Below are 26502 nucleotides of genomic sequence, written 5' to 3'. Positions count from 1 at the left end.
GCATTCGCCAATTTGGTGAGTGCAGTGTTTTTGGTATACATAAGCTTATTTTTCCTCAATTACTCTATCCGGTAACTGTGTCACATAACTATCTGACAGATGGAGAAGCTCTAAAGCGCATTCGAACTCATCCTCTGTAGTTTGTTGCGTGTGGTTACCATCCCCAGATAAGGTATAATGCTGACCGTCCTCGAAGCCACTGCCAGATAGGAAGAGCTCTTCATTATTTACGAAAGAGCCTGTTGGCAGATAATATCGCTGAGGTAGTAGGTTGTAAGTCGATTGATTTAGTAAATCTTGACCAAAATGAATATGATCCGCTAGAGATACACCCAATAAATTAGATACAGTAGGCAAAATATCCACTTGTCCGCCTAGCTGTTCTTTTACACTTGGCGTTGTAATTCCTGTCGCAGATAGGATAAATGGAATATTAATTAATTCGCGTTCTGTATATTCATGACCCAGGATCTCCTGTAGTAGGACGTGATCATCCTCTTTCAAAGAGAAGATAGGAAGTCCGCGGTGATCTCCGTACAATGCAATCAAGCTGTTATCCCAAACCCCATTTTGTTTGAGTTCGTCAATAAAAAGTCCAAGCGCATAGTCAGCATAATTCTGAGCACGAATATAATCTCCGACTAACGTTCCTTCGAACCGTTCTGGTAGGGCCATTTTGTATTTATCCTCAGGAATTGAGAATGGATTATGCGCTGACATTGAAATGACATGAGAGTAGAAAGGCTGATCATTCTGATCCATCCTTGCTAGCTCTGCAGCAGTTTTCTCATACAATACTTCATCAGATGCTCCGTAAAATACCGTGTCCTCTTCACCATAGTATTCCTTATCGTAATATCGATTAAATCCTAAGGCACTATAAAGCTCTCCACGGTTCCAAAAATCGACTTCATTCGTATGAAAGGTTGCCGTATCATAACCTTGCGCTTGAAGTAACTTAGGTAAGCTTGGAAGTTCTTTTGGTGCATACATTTGAGTGGCTGGACCATCAGGTGGAACATAGAAAGAAGTATTTACAATGAATTCGGCGTCAGAAGTATTTCCTTGTCCTACCTGCTGGTAGAAACGTGGAAAGTAGTAGCTGCTAGCCGCAAGCTTGTTCATATTCGGTGTGATTTCTACGCCGTCAATCTTAAGATTGATTAAGAAGTTCTGGAAAGATTCCATCTGCAGAATGATCAGGTTCTTTCCTTTGGCGGCTCCAAATAAAACTGGATCAGTGGAGGCTTGAATTCCTTTAGTTTCGTCAATTGCTGCTTGTGTAATCTTAGAGACGTCAATTTGTTCTTCCTCTTGATTGGCTAACAGAGAGTAAGCTTCATAATTGAGAATGCCCATCTGCTCTGCTTTTACAGTTTCGTTCATACTGGCCCGGTTAGGGAAAATATTCATTGCGCAAATGATGATGGAAATACAGAATAAGATCGCAACCGCTTTCCGGTTACTTTTACGCGACATGGCTTTTTTCCAATCAAGTGCCTTTTGTTTTCTAAACATGACCAAGCTAATGACAATGATATCTACGAAAATAAGCATATATTGCGGACGCAGAACCGAAAAAATACTTTTCTTAACAGCTCCAACTTGTTTGACTTGATCTAATACTTGCGAAGTAGCAATGATGCCAAAATGATTATGATATACAATGAGTGAGAAAAATAGTGTAGTGATCAACACATTGACCAGCATGTAAATGGCAATTTTCCGTTTTGTTGCGAACCATTCAATCAAGCAAAAGACTAGAAGCACAAAAGGGATTTCTTTAAGCCATGTGGTCCAAGTAGGCCCATCTTCGAATAAAAAATACCAAGCAAAATAACTTTTAACCAGCATAATGAGAGAGAAAAATAATAGAGATCTTTTACTAAGTGTACGAGGTTCTTTAAACGGCATCTCTTATGCCCATCCTTTTCTTTTCTTTTAGATTAGTTCATTCTATTACATTGAAGTGTTTAAAATCAACTAGATTGGGGTATGGGAGAGACTTATTTTCCTTAATATTACATTTGGGTGAATGAAACCGTACATATTATATAAAAATTATTTTTATGCGAAATGAACTTTTTAAGGTACTCCTAACTCTTATAAAGGAGAGAGGTGAAGGTATGGATGTCGCACGGTGGGTGAAAAAAGCCAAAAAGGGGAATAAAGAAGCGTTGCTCCACTTAATCATGTCTGAAAAAGACGTTTATTATAGGCTAGCATTCAGCTATATGAGGAATACACATGATGCCATGGATGCCATGGAGGAAATGATCGTCACACTGTACGAAAAGATCGATCAACTAAAGAAAGAAGAAGCTTTTTATAGCTGGAGTAAGACGATTTTGGTGAATGTGTGTAAAAAACTACTTCATAAGCGCGGGAAACAGGTGCTTTTAGAGGATTGGAGTACCGTTGACGATAGGGATTTAGTCCAAGCTGTGAGTAGTGATCCTTTTCGCAGAAGTGAGCAGCAAATGGATATTGAGACCTTGTTGCTACAAGTAAATGAGCATCAAAGAGAAGCGATTCAATTAAAGTATTTTCATGATCTCGATTATCAAACGATAGCTGACCTTACAAAGGTTTCGATAGGAACTGTTAAATCAAGAATTTACCATGGAATACAAACGCTCAGAAATCATTTCGGAGGTGATGTTAATGAATAACATCGAGCAACGATTAGCTGATGAGAAGACGCGCATAGCGTCCATTACCGCACCTGAAGAATTAGAAATGAGATTAAGAAAGGCATTGAATTCGGCTCCCGCAAAAAGAACGAAAAGAATAGCACCGATTTGGAAGGTCGCGGCGGTTGTTGTATTAGTGACAGTGATATCTGGACAGAACTACAATGCTTTTGCTTATTATGGGAAGCAGCTTTTTGGTTTTGATGAATTGCTTCAAGGCACAACGTTACAACAGCTAAATGAAAAAGGGATGGGACAAAACATCAACAAGAAGACAATGTTATTAGATGGGACGGAGCTTACCATTAACGGAATTATGGCGGACGCCAATCAATTCATTATGTATTACACGTTAACTAACCCAAATGGATTAGAGGATATGTCTGTTGACGCTTTTAGACCTTCTAAAATAAGTGGTTTTTTAACTGATTCTAACGTAGTAAGTGGGACCTCATTAATCAATGAAGAACATACGGAGATTAAAGGAACGATGTCGTTTGACAGCGTAAATCCATTTTCGAAAAAATTAACACTACACTTTTGGCAGCAGCTAGAAGTGAACGGTCAGATGAGCGAAGGGACTGTTACGTTTCCTTATAACCCGAACGAGGCCATGCAAGCTCAGATTAAACAATCGATCAACAAGAAGGTTAAAGTGGACAAAGGTACGATTACGTTTAAATCGATAACAGCTACACCAACGATGACTGTAATTAAAGGGAAGCTGGATGTCGAGAATTTTGATCGGGTGAATTTAGCATTACATGGGATACAATTAATTGTGAATGGAGCGCCTGTAGAGATCTTGGGGAGTGGCAGTCAATCTTCTTTAGGTGGAAGAAACTTTGATATTCGCTTCGATACGTTGCCAAAAGAGCTGCATTCCATGCAGATAATCGTTAAAGATTTTGCTGGATATCAGAAGCTGGACGAAAAGTATGTCCTCCAGACTTCCATAAGTGACAAGCCATTAAAGCTGGGTGATAAAGAACTATGGTTAAAGGATGTATCCAAAACCTCTCAAGGCATTGAAATAACGATTGCTTCTGACGATGATGTAATGCTGGATGGTGTGTCTATAGAAACGAACAACGAGAGTACGCCTTTAAAAACAACGATCAATCAAAAAGAGATCAAGCAAGCGGACGGTAAACTAATGAAAGAACGAACTTTATTATTTGATACACAAACGGAGCCTGAATCACTTCTTATAGAAGGAATGCACTACTTAAAGGCATACAACAAAGTGATTGAGATACCTGTAAAGTGAAAAGAAGTGCGATATCCATTTTTTATAACATATGGTAATCTATATGGACGTGAGAAAAGGAGGGGCACATGGATAATACAGGAGTTTATGAGGTGAGTCGTCCTTCTTTAATGTCACTTCTGCTATCAATGATTATTTCAAGTGGCTTACTATTGACAAGCGTCATAAAAAATTCGAACGGTAAAGTACTTTCGTATATCGGATATTTTTGGGTAATCTTTTGTCTGATAGTTGTAATCGTATTGCTCTATAGGATCATTACGATTAGAAGGTTCATTGAAATCAAGATTCTTCCGGACTCGATAATAGTTGGAAATAAAGAAATTGAAGCAAACCGAATTGAGAATATTTATGTAAAGGGCTATTTCAAGCCGGTAATAGGGATTAAACCTGTTGATCATAAATTTGCTCCCTATAGATTATGTTTTAGTTTTCTTGAACAGGAATACAGGGGAATGAAAGAACTAACCAAATGGGCTGAACGTAATCAAGTTAAACTGTCTCCCAAAAGATTTATGAGATGGCTCTAAGGGGCTTTGGCAATACAAGGGGTGTTCCAAGAGCCTTAAAATGGCTGATGGGGCGCCCTGTATTTTTTCTCCAAGCACCAAGATGTAATATCCATTTTTTATAACATATGGTAATCTATATGGACGTGAGAAAAGGAGGGGCACATGGATCATATAGGGGTTTATAGAGTAAGGCGTCCGTCGTTAATACCACTGCTGATAAGCATCAGTGTGCTATTGGGTATTCAATTATTTCAAATTTATAACCTGAACCATCGCTATACAGCTAGCGACGATTTAGTGCTTTCTTGTTTACTTTATGGTCAGGCTATTTTTTGTCTGATAGTCGAAATCGTGTTAGTCTACAGAATATTTACCATCAGAAGGGTTGTTGAAATTCAGATTCAACCGGAATCTATATTAATAGAAGATCTAAGAATAGAAGCAGATCGGATTAATGATATTTATATAAAAGGATATTTTAGTCCTGTAGTTGGGATTAGACCTAAAGTGAATAAATTTGTTCCTTATAAATTATGTTTTAATTTTCTGTCACAAAAAGATGAAGATGAAGTGATGAAACAGTTAAAAGCTTGGGCTGAACGAAATCAGATCAATGTGTCGCATAAGAGTTTTTCGAGATGGCTATAATCTCTTCTAATCTAATAGGTGAAATGAAAGACACTGACTCCTTGTTGGTGTCTTTTTATGTTTAACCGACACGTCATATGACATCTAACAAAGCTAATTGGTGACAGAACGTTTCTAGCTGGAATAGCATTCCCTTTGTGATACTCATAACAGGTTAACCATTCACAAATAACATTTTAGAGGAGAATAGATTATGAAGAAAAAGATACGCAAGCTCAGCGTCATCGCACTATTATTATCAACAGCAGTATTTACAGCATGTTCAGTACCAGTCTCCAACAACGCAACAAGTTCGGAAGGATCTTTTAATGGAAAAGAAATCGAAGCTTTCGTGGACCCTATATTTGCTCAAAAAATGAAGGAATACAACGTGAACGGATCCAATTTTGTAGTGGTTAAAGACGGAAAGGTGCTCGTGAATAAAGGGTACGGATATGCGGACAAAGAAAAGAAAACACTTGTAGATAAGAATACCGTCTTTCAGATCGCATCCGTGTCGAAGACATTTACTGCTTTAGCAGCTTTGCAGCTAGTGGAACAAGGAAAGATGGATCTTGATCACGATATCAATGCGTATCTTGGAGGAATGAAAGTACCTAATGAAACGGAAACTCCGTTAACCTTAAGAAGTATGTTGTCATACACTACGGGCTTTGATTACCCGGATAAAGCTAACTTTGTTGCACCGGAATATGTAGATCAAGACATCCCCATGAAAAAGTTTATGACGGAGCATATGCCGACGGTCGTTCGGACGCCTGGTGAAGCGTATACCTATGATAATTTTGCCTTTTTACTTGCGGGCTATGCGATTGAGAACGTAAGTGGTACCCCGTTTTATAAGTATATGGAGAACCATGTGTTCAAACCGTTAGGAATGAATTCTACTAGTGCACGTTTTACCCCAGAACTATTAAATAGAATGGCTACACATTATGCTCCAGATGGCAAACCTCATCCAACTTATGGGCATGCTCCTACTGATGGGCCACAGGGCAGCATCCTTTCAACTGGTGAAGATATGGCTAAGTATTTAACTCTTTTTCAACAACAAGGTAGTGTGAATGGAAAGCAAATCATTAGTAAAGAAACCACAAAGATGATGCAAACCTACTCTGTATTTGCGAATGAATTGCTTCCGATGACGACGGTTGGAGGATTTGAAGGGTATCGTAATGATCTGATGAATGGCTATCATGTAGTTCTCAAAGGTGGAAATATGCCTGGTCATCAATCCCTAATCGTATTATTACCAGAGGAGAATACCGCTTTCTACATGTCTTATAACAATGACACAATGATGAGCTTAGATATTTATGAAGCCTTGATGGATCACTATTTCCCTGAAAAGAAAGCACCAGAGGCGCCAACGTATCTCCCATTGCCTGCATCAGAAGCTGCTAAATATACTGGAACTTATTTGAATACCAGATTCTATTTCTTGAAATCGAACTTCACCTATGCAGATGGCAATCTGATTATGGAAACTGGAACTAGCGGTACACATACGTTACGAATGATTAATCCGTTATTGTTCGAAGATGAATTAGGTAACAAATTGGCCTTTAAAAAAGATCATAAAGATCAGATCGAATACTTTTATTATACGAATCCTAATAGCCCAGACTTTGTTTCAGATGCTCGTAAGGTTCACACGAAGCCAGCATTTGCTGATGTATCTGAGGACAACGCTTATAAATCTTACATCTACAACATGTATTCGCTTGATGTGATAAGTGCTAAATCTGGCAACCATTTCGAACCACAGGGAACCATGACACAAGGTGAGTTTATGGATGCTTTAATTCTTGCCCATGGATGGTACGGGTTTCCTCATTTAATTGAGGGGAATAAAGAATTAACGAAAAAAGGTATTCCTAGTATTGATCGTAATGCTGTCATCACAAGACAAGAAGCGGCCGTTATGATCCAAAATCTAAAACAAGCTAAGCAAGCTTCAGAAATTACGCTTAAAGGTGATACAGACTCATGGGCCACTGATTCGATCAAAGCATTAGTGTCACAAGGCATTGTAGATCCTGATACAAAAGTGAATGATGATGGGTCTGTCGATTTTCGTTCTAAAAAGTCCTTGCTTCGCCAAGAAGCGAGTGCATTACTTGATCTTGCTTTTGGATATTATACGTTGCCAATCAAACACTAAAAATTGGACACCTCAGAGAGACTCTTTGGGGTGTTTTTTTAAATGATAGGTTTAGAGCAAATGAAATTATCGGTAGTATAAGGTTGTTTTAAATGCTAAAATTACCCAAAAGTATACTCTATACAGCAAGGAGGTATTTTTTTGGATTACAAAGGGTCATCGGTGTATGACAATGTGGATTTTTTCTATAACTATTTATTGAGAAGAAACAGAGCGGATAGCCCAAATAACATTATTGAAAAGCCGGTTATATATGATCTAATGGGCGATGTATTTGGGAAAAAGTTGCTCGATTTAGGATGCGGGGATGCTAAGTTCGGATATGAGTTGCTTGAGCAGGGATGTAACTTTTACGAAGGTGTGGAAGGTTCAAGTAATATGTTCAAAGCGGCAAAAGAACTGTTAAATACATCTAAAAGTGAGATTCACCATGCTACTATGGAGAGTTGGAATTACCCAAAAGAGAAATATGATTTGGTAATCTCTCGGTTAGCTATTCATTATTTACAAGACCTAGAACCAATCTTTGATAGTATCCGTAGTGCGCTTATCCCTAATGGTCAGTTTATTTTTAGTGTACAGCATCCGGTTCTAACATCATCCATGAAAAGTGCAACAACTTCAGAAAGAAAGTCGGACTGGATCGTCGATAATTATTTTGAAATGGGTAAGAGAATGGAGCCTTGGATTGGAGAAAGTGTAGTTAAATACCACAGAACTTTTGAAGAGTATTTTCAGTCACTGAAAAATGTAGGATTTAAAATAGAGGATATTAGAGAATGTAAACCAAATCCTCAGTTTTTTGATAGTGAAGGCGAGTATAAGAGAAGGATGAGGATCCCACTTTTTCTCGTGTTTAAATGTATAAAATAGTTTGTTGAAGTAACGCTAGTCTAATGAGCATATGAATGAAAAGAGGAGGTCTACGATGAAACGAATGCCATATATACGCCCCACTGAGCATTATGATCAACAAATTATTGAGATCGATGAGCAGATTTGTGCATTGATAAAACAACGTAAAGAATGCTCAGATAATAATCCAGGATTCCCACCATTTGAGTATATTTCTGATTGGGCGGGCAAGTTTGAACTTTACGAGGATTTTTTGAAATCGGTATTTGGGACATTATATAATGAAGAACATTTTAAGCCGATGGTCGAGCCAACTGATTTTAGAAAACATGTTGCTGTTCTACAATCTATTGAGGCAGATGAGTTCTTCTATACACTGACCTCTATACGACAATACAGTAATGCAAGTGTTATCACGCTTAGTATGGATTGGGATATTACCTCTGAATTATATGCTAATAAACCTAATCACTTTGAGTTATATATAGATAAATCTTATGATAGTCGAATGACGAATGGTGGAAGTTCATCAGGACATGCAGCCTATAACTACGTAGTATCTCCACCTCTCCCAGATGATATCTCCGGTATTACATTAGTGTTTAAGGAATTTAGTGTACCCTTAAAGAAGGATGGGACAGGCACTGAGATTGTTTTTAAGCTAGAGTAACTATACAAGGGATTTTTAACAATAGAATTAAGCAGGAAGAGGTACGTATTAATGAATCAAATGATATGGCTGACTGGGTTATCTGGTTCAGGTAAATCAACACTTGCTGAGGAACTGAAAAAGCACATTGAGAACTGCTACATTCTGGACGGTGATACATTGAGGAAAGGAATTAATCAGGATTTACAATTCAGCGAAGAGGATCGATTGGAAGTCGGCAGGAGAATTGGTGAGATTGGAAAAATTCTGCTTGATGCGAACCTGAATGTGATCGTTGCCTCGATCTCACCTTACCGCTCCACACGTGAAAAGGTCCGTTCTCTCATTGGGGATTCCTACAAGGAAGTCTATGTGCAATGCCCTCTGGAAGTATGTGAGGGGAGAGATCCGAAAGGTCTATATAAACAAGCAAGAGCCGGACAAATCAAGCATTTTACAGGTATTGACTCTCCATATGAAGAGCCTATTTGCCCGGATGTGATCGTAGAGACAGACAAGATTTCTTTAGAGGAATGCGTGTCGAAGATCCTTCACTACACATCAGCTATGCGAAGGAAATAAAACATTTATTAAATTTGATAGAAAAGACGAGCGAACCAATCAAGGGTTGCTCGTCTTTTTTACGTTCCACTGTCAGTAACAACGCTGGAAAATAGTTCTGCTAATATCATTGTAAATGATAATCATTATCATATATGATGGGGGGTATAAATCTCTCAACATGGAGTGATAGAGAAGGGGGAGCGCAAGACGGTGACATTGAATGATCAAGCTTTACTATGGAATCAGGCATTCATCAAGATCATAGATATACGGCATACAAGAATGGAACAAGGCGAGGAGCTGCATGCGTACAGAATGCCCTCAAGCGTCTTCTTATATGTGAGTAGAGGTAGCGCACATCTCCAATTGGACGGCATAGCACACCGCGTCAGCCGGTTTTCCTTGCTCCATGGGGGCAAGGGTCTCTACCTTGATATTACGGCAGATGAGCTGCTGGAATACTATATTATTTTGTATAAAGCGGTACTAGCGCTACCATCCCGTCAAGAAACGATCAAGCTGATGGAGAAGCACAATCCGTTTCAAATGCAATATGTTTTTAAGCCCCATTATCCGATTTCCGTTTTCCATCATGTCACCTCCATGAGCAAGGAGTGGCATCGTTCAGATCTACTAAATAAGCTTCAAGTTAAAGCGATATTTTATCAAATGGTTTATGAAATTCTAGAGCAGATGGAACGCCAGAATATCATAGCCGTTAAGCCTGACTTGGTGGCCCAAGCAGTTCGTTATATTCATGAACGTTATCGGGAGCCGATAACGCTTGAGAGGCTGCTTGAACACCTTAGTTGCAGCTCCAGACAGCTACTGCACGCCTTTAAGAAGCAAGTGAGAACGAGCCCAATCGATTATTTGATTCAATTGCGGATGAGCAAAGCGAAGAATCTGCTTCTTTCCACAGATTTCACGTTGAAGGAAATTGCCGAGAGTGTAGGCTATACCGACAGTTATTATTTCAGCCGTATCTTCAAGAAATACGAGGGTGTTTCTCCCACTAGCTTTAAAGAAGCTGCGTTACAACAGGAGCAACGTCGAAATAATCCATCCTTCGTGTTCAGATCTCCCATTGTTGCTAGAAGGCAGCAACGTTATATTGGTAATGAGTTTGAGAATCATTATCAATATAGAAGAGAAGGGGAAATACCGATGTATCGTAAGTCAAGAACAACAATGGCAGCAACCTTATTATTTTGTTTCGTTCTCTTTTTGAGTGCATGCTCGACAGGGGGAACGAATGTCACACCAACAAGCAACAGCACGTCTACTAATAATGTTGCTACTTCCGCAAGTCCAGCTGCAAGTCCTTCGACGGATGTAAGCAATGACACAAGAGTGATTAAGCATGCGATGGGGGAAGAAACGCTTACCGGCGTCCCTGAACGTGTTGTCATATTGACCAATGAAGGAACAGAGGCACTTTTGGCACTGGGCATCAAACCGGTCGGAGCCGTTCAGTCTTGGATTGGTGACCCTTGGTACGACCATATCAAGAAAGACATGGAAGGTGTTACGGTTGTGGGAGACGAGCTTCAGCCGAATATTGAATTGATCGCGAGCCTCAAGCCGGATCTGATTATCGGTAATAAGGTCAGACAAGAGAAAATCTACGACCAATTAAAGCAGATAGCTCCGACGATATTCTCCGATGACCTGGCGGGAGATTGGAAAATCAATTTCAAGCTCTACTCCGAAGCTTTAAACAAGCAGGAAGAAGGAGAGCGGGCGATGGCGGTCTTCGATAAACGAGTTGCAGAAGTCAAGGCGAAGCTTGGTAGCAAAGCAGACACGAAAGTATCTGTAGTCCGCTTCTCCGCGAAACAAGTGCGTATCTATCAGAAGCAAACATTCTCTGGCGTGCTCTTGAGCCAATTAGGAATTGCACGGCCTGAGTCGCAGGATAAAGATTCCTTTATCGAAGTTATGACCAAAGAGACGATCCCTAGCATGGATGGTGATGTGCTCTTCTATTTCGTGTCGGAGACTCCGGGCAAGGACGATGCATCGAAGGTCGTGGAGGAATGGAAGAAAGATCCGTTGTTCCAAAATTTGAGCGTTTCAAAGAACAACAAGGTGATTCAAGTCGATGAAGCGATCTGGAACTCAGCAGGCGGATATGAAGCAGCCAATCTGTTGCTGGACGAACTCGTTAAATACTTTGATGTGAAATAATAAAGGCGTATCGAATCAACAAGCTGACGCTGTATTCGCGTCAGCTTGTTGACGATTCCGGCAGTTAAGTTGTTAAGACTGCCAGTGAATAGGAGGCTCGGTGTAGACGTGAATGGTTCTTTCCTAAGCAAGCGAAAGCTCGCCGGCCTGATTGTCGGCGCGATTTTGCTTCTATTTAGTATGTTATGCAGTGTATTGTACGGTCTTCATCAATTCAGCTTGAAAGATCTATGGCTGGCTTACAGTCAATTCAACGGTTCCAATGAACATCTTATTCTGACGAGGGTTCGTGTTCCCCGAACACTGATTGCGGCACTGGTGGGGGCAAGTTTAGCAGTAGCCGGGGCGATTATGCAGGTTCTGACCAAAAATCCGCTGGCTTCGCCCTCTGTTTTCGGTGTAAATGCGGGCGCTGTGCTATTTATTGTCATCGGGCTACTCGTATTCGGTTCCTCGTTAACGATGAGCGGCATGGTCTGGCTTGCTTTTGCAGGTGCGGTCGCAACCTCGGTGGTTGTCTATACGCTTGGATTGCAAGGAGGCGGTTTCGAGCCGATAAAGCTGACCTTGGCCGGCGCTTGTATGGCAGCTTTCGCTTCCTCTATTACATCCGGCATTATTTTAATTAATAAGCAGTCGTTGGAATCCGCCCTATTCTGGATGATCGGCTCTGTAGAAGGAAGAAATCTGGAGCATTTACTGATGGTTCTACCTTATATGGCAATAGGAATGACGATCTCATTATTACTATCAGGCTCGTTAAATATTATGGCGATTGGAGACGATAGCGCGAAGAGCTTGGGACAGCGTCTAACGCTGGTCCGCGTGCTGTCGGCTACGGCAATTGTACTATTGGCGGGAAGCTCGGTAGCAGCAGCTGGTCCGATTGCTTTCATAGGACTTATTGTCCCTCACTTATGCAGATACATCGTTGGGCATGATTTCAGATGGCTGCTTCCTTATACCGCATTAGTTGGGGCGATTCTTTTGGTGACTGCGGATTTAGCATCGCGCTTTATTCTGGAATCCAGAGAAGTTCCGGTTGGTGTCGCAACGGCGATTATCGGCGTTCCTTTTCTGATCCATGTGGCTAGGAGGAAACAGCATGCTTAAATCGCGTATAGCAAAGCATTCGTTCTTGTTGTTTTTAGGTTTAACTTGTCTCGTTGCCGCCTTATCGCTCCTTAGTTTATCCGTTGGGGGAGTTAGCGTACCATTAAAAGAGGTACTTGCTTCTCTTACGGGGCGAAACGCAGAAGCCAGTAACCTGATCATTATGCAGTTCCGTTTGCCTCGAATAGCAGCCGCTATACTCATTGGCGCAGCATTGGCAGTAGCAGGTGCGCTATTACAGGGTGTCATTCGCAATCCGCTCGCTTCACCTGATCTTCTGGGTGTAACCGGGGGAGCATCGGTAGCTGTGGTTGCCTTTATGACTTTCGTGACCGGCTACAGTATCCACTGGGTACCGTTCATTGCCATCGGCGGCGCGTTGGTTGCGACCACCATTAATTATGTATTTGCCTGGAAAAAAGGTGTGTCACCGTTTCGGCTGGTGCTGATCGGCATTGGCATTTCTACAGCAATGGGTGCGCTCACTACATTCCTGCTAATTAGCGGGCCGGCTTATTTGGCCGCTCAAGTGCTGAATTGGATGACGGGAAGCATCTACGGTACCAATTGGAGTTACATTGAAGTGCTGTGGCCGTGGGTAGCAGTATTCATTCCTTTATCGTTTCTGCTCGCAAAGGAATTAAATGTGCAATCCTTAGGTGAGGATGTCGCTATTGGGCTTGGAAGCAGGGTTCAGCTAAGCCGGATGATTCTCTTGTTTTATAGTGTTGCACTTGCCGGAGCTGCAGTTGGCGTAGCCGGGACGATATCGTTTATCGGATTGATGGCACCGCATATAGCCAGAATGTTTGTCGGAAATTCTTACAAGCTGATCATCCCGGTATCCGCGTTGATAGGTGCGATTATTCTACTGTTGGCGGATTTGGCAGGAAGAATGCTTTTTCAGCCGCTAGATGTTCCGGCCGGTGTATTCACAGCAGGCATTGGTGCTCCTTTTTTCATGTATCTGCTGTTTAAGCGCAAGAAGATCTAGATCCCCTTTCGTGGGGATTGAGAACAGAGGGAGGCAAAGAATGACTCAGGGATTGGAGCTTTTTGACGTAACCATTATCGGTGGAGGGCCGGCGGGCTTGTATGCTGCCTTTTACAGCGGCATGCGCGACATGAAGACGAAGCTGATTGAGGCGAGAGAGGAGCTCGGAGGAAGGACGTTAATATATCCGGAAAAGATCGTCTGGGATGTCGGTGGCATGGGGCCTACTCGTGGCGCTCAACTTACAAAGCTCATGATTCAGCAAGCTCAAACCTTTGATCCGACCATTGTGCTAGGGCAACAAATTACAGGGTTGGAGAGATTGGTTGATGGCACGACACGCATAACGTCTGCAACCGGAGAACAGCATTGGAGCCGGACGCTGATCTTGGCCGTAGGTCATGGTGCGTTAAAGCTTGCTAAGCTTAGCCTGTATGGAGCGGAGAATTACGAGAAGGGAAATCTCCATTATACCGTTACGGAATTGGAGAGCTTTCGCGGTAAAAGAGTGTTAATCTCCGGAGGCGGTGATTCAGCTGTTGATTGGGCTAATGAACTAGTGGGTATCGCTTCATCGGTTACGCTCGTGCACCGCCGGGACCGCTTCAGCGGTCTGGAGCGGAATGTGAGGCGGATGATGGCATCTGGTGTTCAAGTCCTCACGCCTTATTCCATTACGGATTTATACGGGGATGGCACGCTCCTTGATGCTGTTTCGATTGCACAATTAAATGAAGACGGGGAATGGACGGATGAAACAGAACCGGATCGTATCGCGGTGGACGCCGTCTTAATTAATCATGGGCTCAGCGGTGATCTCGGTCCAGTGTTACATTGGGGGTTAGCGAGAACAGATTGGAATTTTAATGCGGACGAGAAGCTGGCAACCAATCTTCCGGGTGTATTTGTGGCTGGTGATATTGCAAATTACGGCAGTAAGCTGTATCTTATTGCTGGAGCTTTCACGGACGCGGCTTTAGCCGTGAATAGTGCTAAGATGTATATCGAGCCGGATGCGCCAACAAGAGTGCAGGTTTCCTCGCATAACGGCAATTTTGATGAAAAGAACAGAGCGTTTGAACTTGTAGAGGAACGAAGCTGAAATGATTGGAGATGGTATAGCTGAACTCATTAAAAAATAAAATAGCAATCGTTACTGGAGCAAGCAGATCCACAGGGATCGGTACAGCCATATGCCGTTCACTTGCAAGCCAGGGGGTGGATATTTTCTTTACGCATTGGCATCCCTTTGATGAAACAGAAGGGAATGGTGGAGAAAAAGAATGGCCGGATCAACTATGTGCAGAACTGAAAAGTTTGGGAGTCAGGGCAAGACATATGGAAGCAGATTTTGCCAATCCTGAAATCTCGATAAAGATTATGGATCAGGTGGAAGAGTCATTAGGAAAGGCTTCGATTTTGATTAACAATGCGGCTTACTGTGTGCCGACGAATTATCAGAATCTGAATATCACCTCATTAGATCAACATTATGTAGTGAACAATCGAGGCACGGTTTTACTCAGCACTGAGTTTGCCAAGAGATTCGAAAAAAATCATCCAAAGGGGACTCCAGGTAGAATTATCTTTATGGTCTCAAAAGGACCTGATCCTAATAATCTGGCGTATATAATGACAAAGGGTGCATTAATAGGGTTGATCGAACCTCTATCGGTTGGTTTAGCCCCACTACATATCACAGTCAATGGTTTTGATCCGGGTCCTACGGATTCCGGCTGGATAACAGATGAGATGAAAGCTCATTTTTTGCCTATGTTTCCTATGGGGAGAATTGGGTTGCCAGAAGATGCAGCTAGAGGTATTAGTTTCTTAGCGAGTGATGATTCGCAATGGATTACGGGGCAAGTGATAAAATCTGAAGGTGGATTTCTAGGGAAATAAAAAGACATGCATTACAATGGGAAATTTCCATAAGGTTTGAGATCAAATAAATACTTCAACTTGGCTGCCGATTGATGGGTAGCCTTTTTCAGCTAGTAGGCAGAATGTCGCTACAAAACATGGGAAATGATGATATAATATCCAAACTTAAGAAGGGGGAAGACCTGCATGATTACTCTCAGAAAGATTACACTAGAAAACCGACGTGCCATTTTTAACCTGGAAGTTTCAGATGATCAACGTCGCTTCGTTGCGTCCAATTTATCAAGTATGGCTTCATGTTATGTCCTTGTAACCAATGGTGGTCATCCAATTCCGTTTGCGATTTACGCGGATGAAGAGCCGGTTGGTTTTGTGATGTTGACTTATGGGATCACTGGATATGAAGTTCCATCATTCGTGAACGATAGCTATTGTATCCTGCGACTAATGATTGATAAACGATACCAGAATCAGGGCTACGGTCGAGAAGCCATGACAAGAATTTTGGAATTTATCCGCACTTTACCAGCAGGCCCCGCACAATATTGCTGGATTTCTTATAAGGCTGATAACTTGCCCGCTAAAAGACTCTATGAAAGCTTCGGCTTCCGTGACAGCGGCGAAATTATTGAAGGCGAGCTAACGACCCTATTGCGACTTTGATTTGCTTTCCACTTGGAGATCTCGAACCGTTTCGTGAAATCATCGTTACTTTGAAGCAGTATTAAATCACAATTCACGTTCGGAGATGGAACTGGCATTGATGTCTGAAAGCAATGAGAGAAACCGCTACTCGAAAATGCTAGTAACGGTTTATACTAATTATCTATATTCCAACAGTTCAATTACATTGCCAAACGGATCTTCAATGGCGCTATAGATGCCTGGAGGACACTCGCGAGGTTCATCGTATAGCACTTTGATACCAAGCAGCTTATATTGCTGAATAGAAGCGACTAGGTCCTCGACTTGGAGTCCAATTACAACTTGTGATTCTCTTGGATACTGAACTTGAGTATTGAGCTCCACTTGACAGAGTACAATCGGGATAGGTTCGTGCTTCAAGCTAACAAGGCAATCATCATATTGGGTGGAGATTTCGAATCCTAATTTATTACAATAGAAATCAATGGCAGCAGTCATATCTGCTATGTTAATAGAAATAACACTGATATTAGGCATATAATTATTCCTCCAATAGGTTAGAATACGTGCACAAATAAGGGATAGGATCATTTATTGACAGCACAATATTCCTTGACCTGCCTCTAACTTGTTCTTAAGACTTGAAAGCATCTGTGCCCAAGCCTGCTCATGCCAGCTTCTAGCGGTTTGTGACGGTTCAGATTCTGTCCATCCCGAATGACATATCGTAACAAGTGTACCATCGGAAAGAGCTTTCAATTTCATCTCAATCTGTGTTAGATTTGCGGGCTTATTCATGACTTCAGAGAACGGATCAGGACCTTTCCATTCAAAGACGAGTGTATGAGGTGCTTCTATCTGAAGTATTTTACAGCCAGCGGTACTCATCGATTGCTTGTTGCTAGGATCGAAGTAAAGTTCGTATTTCCCGCCTTCCTTCAATTCGACTAATGCTTCTGGTGCAAACCATTCCGATAGACGATCCGCTTCAGTCCATGCCTTCCAGACCAAATCTAGATTACTGTTTACGACGATTTGTGATACTAGACTCATCTGGTCACCTCTTATCAGGAAGATTTCTGTCAATTTGATTAAGTATATGTGATTAATCAGCTTGTAAAGTCTTCTAGTTTGCTCGCTTTCGGTTAAATTTCTCAAACAATAACAGCGGCAAATTAACGACGATTGGTGGATCATACGGGAGCGGATCTCTTAATAGGATTTGTACGTGTAACTTCGTTGTAATAGTCACTTCAACAGGTTCATCAAATTTTCCTCGCAAACAAGTATCTAACTTAAAATAGTCAACAGGATTCCGACTCCATGGAATACCTGCTGCAAGTATGTAATACGTACCAGGTGAGATATCAGTAAATATGCATTGGCGATTGCGCATATTGAGCGCAGTACCGACGATGGGTTTCTGATCGGGAATGGGGCGTGGAAATAAACCTATAAATAATAGACCGCGAAAATCCGGTGGTGTCTCTAGCTGACAGTGAATGCACATTTGTGGTGAGGATGGCAATATATCAGATGATAAGGGTGTGTGTTCATATTGATTCATATGGGAGAATAATTCAGATGAAGTGGCTGCAAACTTCTTAGGTGATAGGCCGACGAATTGCTTGAACCGATGATGGAAGGAGCCGGCACTTCGGAAGCCTATCGAGAGCATAATCTTCGTTAGTAACGAAGGTTGTTTCAGCAGCGCTTGTTTACCAGATTCTATCCGCAAGGCGGACAAGTATTGGCGTGGTGAAATTCCTGTTGCCTTCTTAAATATTCTAGTGAAGTGATAGGCGCTATAACCGACTAGATGAGCGAGTTGCTCTGAGGTTACTTCTTCATCAAGATGCACCTTCATGTATTGAATAGCTAGCTCCGTCGCGTGGATATAGCTATGATGTGGTAGATGAGTAGGCTCTACGTTAACCATCTCCTTCATTATCATAGGGGGTTCATAGTGTGTAATATCAAAAAAACCTATATATGTAGTATTTTAGGTTTTATTTGAACGCAGTACAATGCTTAGTTGAAAATATGTAATAAGGAAAGCTCGAGGTGTGATATGGACAGAGTAGCGAATATAAGAACTGAAGAGAAGAAATATCATGACTTGTGTTACGATAGTTATAATTTGTTCGAGCCAGGTTCCTGGCTACATAGACCCGTAAAGACGGTAATCGATCTATTAGAAGAATACAAAGATCAAGAATACTTAAGTGTATTAGATTTAGGAACTGGGATTGGTAGAAATAGTATCCCCATAGCGGAATCCATGAAAAATAGAAATGGAAAGGTAGTTTGTGTTGATTTATTGGAGTCGGCCATAGAAAAATTGGAAGGTTATAGTCGAAAATTTGGAGTTGAACCATTTATTGTAACAAGACTATCTGACATTGAATATTTCATTATCGATCAAGAGGAATATGACATTATCTTAGCTGTATCTGCCTTGGAACATATAAGTTCGGAAAAAGCTCTGGAAAGTAAGCTTAACGAAATGATTATTGGAACTAAAAGAAATGGAATCAATTGCATTATTATCGGATCGAACATACAAGAGGTAATCCTTGAAAATGGACAAGAACTAGACCCGATGTTCGAAGTGAATATATCTACAGAAAGAATGATGGATTTATTAGTTCAGCAGTACACTGGATGGGAAGTTAAACAACGATTTGTAAAATCATTAGAATATAAAATTGATAGAAATGGACAACCCGTAAAACTGACAACAGATTGTATAACCTTTGTTGCTAAAAAAATATAATAAAGACTAGGAGATTGTTATGCCTTTCACTTTTGCTCATCCTATTTTTGCACTTCCTTTTAAAAATGTGAAACCAAAATACTTTAGTGCTACCGGCTTGATTCTAGGAAGTATGTCACCTGATTTTGAATATTTTATTATGCTGGAGCCTTATCAAAGTATAGGGCATTCTATAAAAGGATTAATATTGCAGGCGATTCCTCTTTGTGTGATCCTTGCAGTGATTTTCCATAGAATAGTTAAGGAGAGTTTAGTATTGCATCTTCCTTCATACTATAATATAGATCAACGAGCATACAATATCTTGAGCAAGCGGGGATTGAATTCTACAGGCTGGACAGCGTTTATCTTATCTGTGATTATCGGTTTTTTAACTCATGTGTTCATCGATGGATTTACACATTTCAATGGTTACTTTGTAGAACAATTTCCCCCATTAAGGGATATAGTGATTTATAATTTCACTTTTTATAAAATATTGCAGCATTCGTTTTCCATATTCGGATTACTCATGGTAACTTGGATCATAGTTAGGTCGTTGTATCGCCATAATGAAACGGTAACCATGATACCAACAATAACAACAAGACAAAAAAATATTTTCTGGACATCAGTAGTTGTTGTAGCGATAGCAGTAACCAGTATAAAGTTACTTTTTAGTTCGAGCAGGAATATAATTGGTATTCTTGTGGTTTCGCCTATTACAGGGGGATGTTTAGGAATATTGCTTGTATCGATCATAATAAGAGGTTTACAAAAGACAAAATAATCATAATTCGATTCGTTAAATAAATTACGAGTAAGAATATCATCGCATCATTAAAGTATCCATTGAATGTTTTTTGCAATAAAAGAATTTGTGAAATTTTGAGACTGCGGAGAAATGTGAAATAAATTCAATGGATGGTCCTATATTCAACTGCTGGCCATGGGGAGCCCTGTTTTTTATTAAGTACACGCCTCTTTTGGGATGTATAACGGACCGAGTGGACCTTATATCCTCCAGAAATGCATGTTTTAGTCGAGCTTACGGATAAATGTATGCGAAAAATCGAATACAATGTGCCGACAGTATCGTAAACGAGCCAAATGTATGCGAAAAAACGAGTACAATGTGCCGCCGGTAACGTAAACGAGCCAAATGTATGCGAAAAATCGAATACAATGTACCGACAGTATCGTAAACGAGCCAAATGTATGCGAAAAATCGAATACAATGTGCTGACAGTATCGTAAACGAGCTAAATGTATGCGAAAAACCAAATACAATGTGCCACCGGTAACGTAAACGATCTAAATGTATGCGAAAAATCGAATAAAATGTGCCGACAGTATCGTAAACGAGCCAAATGTATGCGAAAAACCGAATACAATGTGCCGCCGGTAACGTAAACGATCTAAATGTATGCGAAAAAACAATACAATGTGCCACCGGTAACGTAAACGAGCCAAATGTATGCGAAAAATCGAATACAATGTGCCGCCGGTAACGTAAACGAGCCAAATGTATGCGAGAAATCGAATAAAATGTGCCGACAGTATCGTAAACGAGCCAAATGTATGCGAAAAACCGAATACAAATGTGCTGACAGTATCGTAAACGGAGCCAGCGCCGTTATTCGCCCTGATTCACCCGGAATGGGCTTGTTATTAGGGAATAAGTAGTGCAATATGGTCCGTCCCTAATATATGTGCTTTTTTCATCGAAATAAAGGCTATGCGGTTAGTAAGCAGAACCTCACACGGATACGAGTATGGAATTACGGATGTACTCAGCTTGTAACTTTACCTCTAAGGACGCCGTCAGGTGTTTTTTTTATTATTTTAAAAATGGTTGAGAAATACATAGTTAATAAGAGGAACTTTAACTTATAATATTACTTTAGCGTATTTTTCCAGCACGCTGTCTAATCCTTTATTTTAAGCAACACTAGCCTGAAAGGAAGTTATCCCTTGTTTGAGACTTTGCTTTTGAATTTCTTGTTTTTATTGTTTCCAATCTTAATGTTTCTAATATTCTTTGAGAATCGAGCTTTTGCTTATAATAGTAAGATTCTAGTTCTATTGTCGGCAGTGACCATGTGTCTTTGTATTGCTAAACCGTTTAAACTCGATATTGGCTTTATTTTTGATTTGAGATATGTCCCATTTATTATTGTGGCTCTTTTTGGCGGGTACAAGAACGTTCTGCCGCTATATATCCTTTTAAATATCTATCGATTCTATGTGGGGGGAGAGGGGACGTTACAATCCTTTCTTTTTGCCACCACAATCCTGATCCTGGTCCCACTATATAGTAAAAGGTTCTTAAAATTAGAGTCGAAAGGTCGGATCATCGCGGCAACGAGCATCTCTTTTCTGACGATGGGATTTTACCTAATTACATTAGGTTTAACACAGGGGAGTTTAGATAGGGAATTCTGGATTCTCACCTTAAATGCCTTTACGACGCATGCCGGGGTGATGAGTATCAATATGATTCTAATAGAAAAGATAATTACTAATATTAAGAATCGCGACCGAATTATGCATTCTGAAAGATTAAATGTCGTCAGCGAGCTAGCGGCTAGTGTATCACATGAAATAAGAAATCCACTTACAGTGACCAGCGGTTTTTTACAACTGTTGAATAAATCTAATTCGATCACCCGAGAGGAAAAACAATACGTAGAACTATCTCTGCTAGAACTACAAAGGGCTGAAAAAATCGTGAGTGATTATCTCTCTTTTGCCAAGCCACAGTCCGAAAATATGGTTTATTCTAATATGAAGGCGGAGTCTGAATATACTAAAAATATCATCATGCCTTATGCCACTATGCACAAAGTAGAGGTCAAATTTAGTTTTAATAATTCGTTAAAAAAAAACTATGATCGGAACCAAATACAGCAATGTTTAATTAATCTTTATAAAAACGGAATTGAAGCCATGAAAGAAAAAGAGGGCGGCACCCTGTTCATTGATATTTCGGAAAAAAAACAAAATATTATCATCAGTATTCGAGATACTGGCATTGGAATGACTAAGGAAGAAATATCACGTCTAGGTAAGCCGTATTATTCTACCAAAGCAGAAGGAACAGGACTGGGAATGCTAATGGTCTACAGTACCATTGATAAGGTAAAAGGAAATATTGAAGTCGATAGTGAAAAAGGCAAAGGAACAACGTTTCTGATCACTATCCCAACTTAATCGGACTGTTTATCCTTTATTAGGAAAGTGTAATACCTCTCATGAATGGATTTTGTGTAAAAAGGCTACGAGCCTGTATGAATCCATCAGGAGGTGCAGCTATGGAGGTTTTTATAACTATAGGTGTCAAACTGATCATCAGCTTCTTTGGTTTGTGGATTATTACCTTTATTACTGGCCGCAAGACGCTTAGCCAATTGACACCACTCGATTTCCTGTCATCATTGATTTTAAGTGAGATTGTTGGTAATACGATATACGATGATGAGGTGAAGATCTGGCAGCTGCTGTTTGCTCTATTCGTCTGGACCGCTTTGTCTTATTTGTTTGAAAAGGCGACTACCCATTTTGTGAAGTTCGGGAACATGGCGGAAGGTCGGACAGTGTTGCTAATCGACGATGGTAATGTAAATCAGGATTTGATGGAGAAATATGATATCGAGTTTACCCAACTGCTGTTTATGCTGCGGCAGCAAAATATATTTTCTCTAAGTGAAGTAAAGTATGCTTTGCTTGAAACGAACGGTTCTTTGTCGGTTATACGCAAGTCTGAAGATGGGCAGCCGGAGCAGTCTTCTGATTTTTCCATTACAATTATAGATAAGGGCAGGCTACTGGAAGATTCCATGCGTGGCAGACCGATGAATAAGATACTGATCCACGAATGGATCGAGGAGCAAGGTTATAAACGCATTGAAGATATTGCTTATGCTGAATACAAGGAAGACGGATCGCTCTATATCATACCTAAAAACAAACGATAAACCTTGTTGTTAATAATATTCTAACGGAGGTTATCATGCTAAATTTAGGATTATTGATTTTAACCGCTCTAGTTGTGTTAGTTACGGTAATGTTTCACGCAGGAGCATTATTAGATTTTATCCGACCTAGCGTGCTACAAACTCAACTTTTTGGCCTTCACACCACATTATTTGGAGCAGTTGTGATATTAGCCTATGAGGACGGTCGCGGGATAGGAATGTTTATTGGTATAATTGGACTTTTTACGGGCATTTCGGGCTCTTTTAGAGATTCCTCTAGATCGGGTGATAAAAAGAATATCTGATAGTCTTTATATTAGGCAACATTCGGAGGGGACAAATTTCATGGGAATTTCTTTATGTAAAGCAGAAGTAAGTGATGCGGAATTTATTCATCAAATGCAAGTCAAAGCCTTTATGCCATTGCTGGAGAAATATAAGGACTATGAAACGAGCCCTGCCAATGAGTCCGTAGAAAAAATGATAGATCGAATTAATCAGCCTTTTACAGATTATTTTATGATTAAGAATTCTGATATTGCTGTGGGTGGGGTCCGAATCGTTAAAAAGGAAAACAATACTTACCGTGTCAGCCCCATATTTATTATGCCAGAATACCAGGGAATGGGGATTGCCCAGCAGGTTTTTGCAAACATTGAACAGAGATATAGCGATGCAAAAAAGTGGGAGCTGGATAGTATAGAACAAGAGCAGAGGAACTGCTATTTATATGAAAAGGTAGAGTATAAACGAACGGAAGAAACAAAGGTAATAAACGGTAAATTAACTTTAGTATTTTATGAGAAACTTATGGATTAACAAAAAAGACAGCGGACATCTTATGTCCACTGTCTTTTTTGATTACAATTAGTAAACTCTAATACGCTTCACAAAAAACGATAAAATCAATCCGATTCCTGCAATTGCTGCGATAAATAAGTAAGCATGTGTAATTCCAGCGGTTAAAATTTCAGGCTGTGCTGCTGTTGGATTTGTGTTTGCAAACCGAGTTTGTCCGCTAGACATTAGCGTAACAGCAAACGTTGTACCGAGGGCTCCTGCGATTTGCTGAAGTGTATTCATAACCGCAGCCCCATCCGGATAGTATTTCACAGGTAATTGATTTAAACCATTGGTTTGAGCGGGCATAATGACCATGGCTAATCCGATAAACATTGCGCAATGTATGAGAATAAAGGTTAGGCTACTAGTTTCAGTAGAGTTGCCTGTAAATAGAAAACCAGCAATTGTTGCAATGGAAAACCCAAGCGGCAGCAATAATTTCGGACCGAACTTATCAAATACTCTTCCAGTAACTGGAGCCATAGCTCCGTTAATCACACTGCCAGGAAGGAGTAGAACTCCTGCAGCTGTAGCTGATAACAATAACCCTCCTTTTAAATATAAGGGCAATAAAATGGCAGAGGATAAAATGATCATCATTCCTAAAAAGACCATCACCAGACCTATTGTAAACATTGGATATTTAAATACTCGTAAATTCAGCATCGGCGTTTCCACCTTAAACTGTCTGAATACAAACAGGATTAAGCTGATGACACCCACGATAAGAGGCAGATAGACAATGATTTCATTTAAAGCATGATCAGCGATGTTGCTAAATCCAAATACGATGCCACCAAATCCGAAAGTAGAAAGCAGGATGGATAAACTATCTATTTTTGGCTTAGTAATATTGGCTACATTCTTGATGAAGGTTAATCCAAATCCAAATGTAAATAATAATAAAGGTAAGCTTATCCAAAAGATAAACGCCCAACCCAAATGATCCACGATCAAACCGGATAAAGTTGGGCCGATGGCTGGTGCACACATAATCACTAGTCCCATCATCCCCATGACGGTTCCGCGTTTATGTGCAGGGAAAATAATTAGAATAATGTTCGTCATTAGGGGGAGTAATAAACCAGTTCCCAAGGCCTGCACTAAACGCGCAATTAATAACGAGGTGAAATTTGGGGAGAGGGCAGCAATTAATGTACCTACGATAGATAATAGCAAAGAAGCTGTGAATAATTGTCTAGTGGTAAACCACTGCATTAATAGGGCGGATATTGGAACGAGTATTCCCAATACAAGTAAATATCCGGTGGTTAGCCATTGAACCGTTGAGGCACTGATTGAGAATTCATCCATTAAGTTGGTAAAAGCCATATTTAAGGCGGTTTCACTAAATAGCCCGACGAATGCACCTAGCATAAGTGAGAAGGCCATAAGGGCGGGACGTTTAACTTGAACAGCTGCTGTTGATTCCATGATAGGAAGAAACCTCTTTTCAGAAATAGATTCATTTTTTATATAGAATAGATGATATGTCAACTATAGGACAGAGAAAATCATTTACGCATCTCTTACATTATTCTGTACACGCGTTAATAAAGTTTTTAGTGTTGAATATTCCGCAGGAGATAATCCTGTTGCAATAATTTCGTTTAATTGGATAGTCACCTCATTTATCTTAGTTTCTAATTGTCTACCTTCGTCTGTTACAAAAACATTTACCGAACGACGATCTTGCGTACTTGTTACTTTATGAATGTAACCCTTGTTCTCTAAGCTAGCGATCATTCGGGCAACACTGGCTTTGTCCTTCCCAAGTTTATAAGCAATCTCGTTCTGAGATAAACCTTCTTTCTCCAGCAGCAAAGCCATAAGTAAATGTTGTTCAGGAGCAAGTCGAACAGGGGCAAGCAATTTGGTCAAATAATGGGCTATTTCTAAATGCAAATCTCGAATAACTAAACCAAGCGGGTCTTTGGAATCCATATGATCTCTCCTAATTCAAATATAGATGATATATCAACGTTATGGTTTTGTTTATATTAACATAAAGTAACTAATACAAGTCAAGTAAATTTATAGTAGTATTATAGACTTAAGTACAAGCGTGAAAACCTCTTCCACAATATATTGTTATAAATACATTGCTGGAGGGGAAATTATGAGAAAAAGAATATCATCAATAAGAAGAGTAAAAAGTTCTATTTCCAAAGGCTCAACAGTGAAACGTACTTCGAGTAAAACAACGAAAAGAGTAGGGCAATCAAGGATTCATATCAGACAAGCCAATGCATTTGAACTTCAAGTCTTTCGATTAGTTAACGAAGAACGGACGAGTAGAGGAATTGCTGCATTAACTCTTAATTCTCGGCTCACCGATCTTGCAGTTTTGAAATCAAGAGATATGAGGGATAATAATTATTTTAGTCATACTTCTCCAACTTACGGTACTCCTTCTCAGATGTTAGATCGATTTGGAGTGGCTTGGCGTGCTTATGGAGAAAATATTGCGGAGGGACAAGCAACGCCTGAGGCAGTAATGAGATCGTGGATGAATAGTGCTGGTCATAGAGCAAATATTTTGGATCCTCGCTTTACGGATATTGGGGTTGGTTATGTAGGGGGAACAGCTACTAGCCAATATCAACATTATTGGACACAATTGTTTATCCAGAAACCATAAGGATTGTTCTGAGAATCCGCTCTTTAATGAAATGCGCCTCGAACGGTGTTCTACTATAGAGGTGAAGTTCAATTACAGGGTGGGTTCTTTTATGTGTAGGATCTT

The 26502-nt window shown here is 40.3% G+C and carries 27 protein-coding genes; 21 read left to right on the top strand and 6 right to left on the bottom strand.

What is annotated here, in order from left to right; all coding sequences use genetic code 11:
* Window positions 1-45: 45 nt before the first annotated feature.
* The gene (locus tag NST74_RS19155; protein ID WP_341113871.1) at window positions 46-1914 is read right to left on the bottom strand and encodes an LTA synthase family protein; all 1869 of its coding nucleotides are present in this window, start codon (window positions 1912-1914) and stop codon (window positions 46-48) included.
* Window positions 1915-2126: 212 nt separating this feature from the next.
* Between NST74_RS19155 and NST74_RS19150 the strand changes: the two genes are divergently transcribed.
* The 14 genes from NST74_RS19150 to NST74_RS19085 all read left to right on the top strand — a co-directional run bounded on the left by NST74_RS19150 (window position 2127) and on the right by NST74_RS19085 (window position 16199).
* The gene (locus tag NST74_RS19150) at window positions 2127-2672 is read left to right on the top strand and encodes a sigma-70 family RNA polymerase sigma factor (protein WP_341113870.1); all 546 of its coding nucleotides are present in this window, start codon (window positions 2127-2129) and stop codon (window positions 2670-2672) included.
* Window positions 2665-3963, top strand: coding sequence for a DUF4179 domain-containing protein (locus NST74_RS19145; protein WP_341113869.1), 1299 nt, complete (start codon window positions 2665-2667; stop codon window positions 3961-3963). Before NST74_RS19150 ends, NST74_RS19145 begins: the two co-directional genes overlap by 8 nt.
* Before the next feature lie 68 nt (window positions 3964-4031).
* The gene (locus NST74_RS19140; RefSeq protein ID WP_341113868.1) at window positions 4032-4493 is read left to right on the top strand and encodes a hypothetical protein; all 462 of its coding nucleotides are present in this window, start codon (window positions 4032-4034) and stop codon (window positions 4491-4493) included.
* A gap of 144 nt (window positions 4494-4637) precedes the next feature.
* Entirely contained in the window at window positions 4638-5123 is a 486-nt protein-coding gene (locus NST74_RS19135; RefSeq protein ID WP_042129237.1) for a hypothetical protein, read from the top strand.
* Window positions 5124-5316: 193 nt separating this feature from the next.
* Entirely contained in the window at window positions 5317-7287 is a 1971-nt protein-coding gene (locus NST74_RS19130) for a serine hydrolase (RefSeq protein WP_341113866.1), read from the top strand.
* A gap of 141 nt (window positions 7288-7428) precedes the next feature.
* Window positions 7429-8160 (top strand): class I SAM-dependent methyltransferase, encoded by a 732-nt coding sequence (locus NST74_RS19125; RefSeq protein WP_341113864.1) that lies wholly within the window; start codon window positions 7429-7431, stop codon window positions 8158-8160.
* Between the two features lie 55 nt (window positions 8161-8215).
* Window positions 8216-8812, top strand: a complete 597-nt coding sequence (locus NST74_RS19120) for a chorismate mutase (protein ID WP_341113862.1) — start codon at window positions 8216-8218, stop codon at window positions 8810-8812.
* 51 nt (window positions 8813-8863) lie between these two features.
* Window positions 8864-9373, top strand: coding sequence for an adenylyl-sulfate kinase (gene cysC, locus NST74_RS19115; RefSeq protein WP_341113861.1), 510 nt, complete (start codon window positions 8864-8866; stop codon window positions 9371-9373).
* 192 nt (window positions 9374-9565) lie between these two features.
* Window positions 9566-11545 carry an AraC family transcriptional regulator gene (locus tag NST74_RS19110; protein ID WP_341113859.1) on the top strand — a complete coding sequence of 660 codons (1980 nt, stop codon included), beginning with the start codon at window positions 9566-9568 and terminating at the stop codon, window positions 11543-11545.
* 108 nt (window positions 11546-11653) lie between these two features.
* A complete protein-coding gene (locus tag NST74_RS19105) occupies window positions 11654-12658 on the top strand; it encodes a FecCD family ABC transporter permease (RefSeq protein WP_341113857.1) in 1005 nt (334 codons plus the stop codon).
* Entirely contained in the window at window positions 12651-13652 is a 1002-nt protein-coding gene (locus NST74_RS19100; RefSeq protein WP_341113856.1) for a FecCD family ABC transporter permease, read from the top strand. The genes NST74_RS19105 and NST74_RS19100 overlap by 8 nt, the downstream gene beginning before the upstream one ends.
* Before the next feature lie 40 nt (window positions 13653-13692).
* Complete coding sequence (locus NST74_RS19095) at window positions 13693-14754, top strand: NAD(P)/FAD-dependent oxidoreductase (RefSeq protein ID WP_341113855.1); 1062 nt, start codon at window positions 13693-13695, stop codon at window positions 14752-14754.
* Between the two features lie 20 nt (window positions 14755-14774).
* Window positions 14775-15554: an SDR family oxidoreductase gene (locus NST74_RS19090; RefSeq protein WP_341115933.1), complete on the top strand. Its 780-nt coding sequence runs from the start codon at window positions 14775-14777 to the stop codon at window positions 15552-15554.
* Window positions 15555-15722: 168 nt separating this feature from the next.
* On the top strand, window positions 15723-16199 hold the full coding sequence (locus NST74_RS19085) for a GNAT family N-acetyltransferase (protein ID WP_076120698.1): 477 nt from the start codon (window positions 15723-15725) through the stop codon (window positions 16197-16199).
* A gap of 159 nt (window positions 16200-16358) precedes the next feature.
* On the opposite strand, the gene NST74_RS19080 is transcribed toward NST74_RS19085, so the two are convergent.
* The 3 genes from NST74_RS19080 to NST74_RS19070 form a co-directional block, all read right to left on the bottom strand.
* Complete coding sequence (locus NST74_RS19080) at window positions 16359-16718, bottom strand: VOC family protein (protein WP_341113853.1); 360 nt, start codon at window positions 16716-16718, stop codon at window positions 16359-16361.
* A 54-nt stretch (window positions 16719-16772) separates the two neighbouring features.
* Entirely contained in the window at window positions 16773-17234 is a 462-nt protein-coding gene (locus NST74_RS19075; RefSeq protein WP_341113851.1) for an SRPBCC family protein, read from the bottom strand.
* A 73-nt stretch (window positions 17235-17307) separates the two neighbouring features.
* Window positions 17308-18135, bottom strand: coding sequence for an AraC family transcriptional regulator (locus tag NST74_RS19070; protein WP_341113850.1), 828 nt, complete (start codon window positions 18133-18135; stop codon window positions 17308-17310).
* 117 nt (window positions 18136-18252) lie between these two features.
* Here NST74_RS19070 and NST74_RS19065 point away from each other — a divergent pair, with 117 nt between their 5' ends.
* The 6 genes from NST74_RS19065 (at window position 18253) to NST74_RS19040 (ending at window position 23732) form a co-directional block, all read left to right on the top strand.
* Window positions 18253-18957, top strand: a complete 705-nt coding sequence (locus NST74_RS19065; RefSeq protein WP_341113848.1) for a class I SAM-dependent methyltransferase — start codon at window positions 18253-18255, stop codon at window positions 18955-18957.
* A gap of 19 nt (window positions 18958-18976) precedes the next feature.
* Window positions 18977-19726, top strand: a complete 750-nt coding sequence (locus tag NST74_RS19060; RefSeq protein WP_341113845.1) for a DUF4184 family protein — start codon at window positions 18977-18979, stop codon at window positions 19724-19726.
* Between the two features lie 1304 nt (window positions 19727-21030).
* Window positions 21031-22149 carry an ATP-binding protein gene (locus tag NST74_RS19055; protein ID WP_341115932.1) on the top strand — a complete coding sequence of 373 codons (1119 nt, stop codon included), beginning with the start codon at window positions 21031-21033 and terminating at the stop codon, window positions 22147-22149.
* A gap of 101 nt (window positions 22150-22250) precedes the next feature.
* Window positions 22251-22913 (top strand): DUF421 domain-containing protein, encoded by a 663-nt coding sequence (locus NST74_RS19050; protein ID WP_341113844.1) that lies wholly within the window; start codon window positions 22251-22253, stop codon window positions 22911-22913.
* Window positions 22914-22948: 35 nt separating this feature from the next.
* The gene (locus tag NST74_RS19045) at window positions 22949-23218 is read left to right on the top strand and encodes a hypothetical protein (protein ID WP_341113843.1); all 270 of its coding nucleotides are present in this window, start codon (window positions 22949-22951) and stop codon (window positions 23216-23218) included.
* A 40-nt stretch (window positions 23219-23258) separates the two neighbouring features.
* On the top strand, window positions 23259-23732 hold the full coding sequence (locus NST74_RS19040; RefSeq protein WP_341113842.1) for a GNAT family N-acetyltransferase: 474 nt from the start codon (window positions 23259-23261) through the stop codon (window positions 23730-23732).
* Window positions 23733-23780: 48 nt separating this feature from the next.
* On the opposite strand, the gene NST74_RS19035 is transcribed toward NST74_RS19040, so the two are convergent.
* Window positions 23781-25190: an MDR family MFS transporter gene (locus tag NST74_RS19035; protein ID WP_341113841.1), complete on the bottom strand. Its 1410-nt coding sequence runs from the start codon at window positions 25188-25190 to the stop codon at window positions 23781-23783.
* Window positions 25191-25274: 84 nt separating this feature from the next.
* Entirely contained in the window at window positions 25275-25700 is a 426-nt protein-coding gene (locus NST74_RS19030) for a MarR family winged helix-turn-helix transcriptional regulator (RefSeq protein WP_341113840.1), read from the bottom strand.
* A 175-nt stretch (window positions 25701-25875) separates the two neighbouring features.
* Between NST74_RS19030 and NST74_RS19025 the strand changes: the two genes are divergently transcribed.
* Complete coding sequence (locus tag NST74_RS19025; protein WP_076121156.1) at window positions 25876-26397, top strand: CAP domain-containing protein; 522 nt, start codon at window positions 25876-25878, stop codon at window positions 26395-26397.
* Window positions 26398-26502: the final 105 nt, after the last annotated feature.

It is taken from the genome of Paenibacillus sp. FSL F4-0125 (assembly GCF_038008565.1).
In the GTDB taxonomy this organism is placed as follows: Bacteria; Bacillota; Bacilli; order Paenibacillales; family Paenibacillaceae; genus Paenibacillus_AQ.
This window is presented reverse-complemented; position numbering and strand designations above follow the sequence as displayed.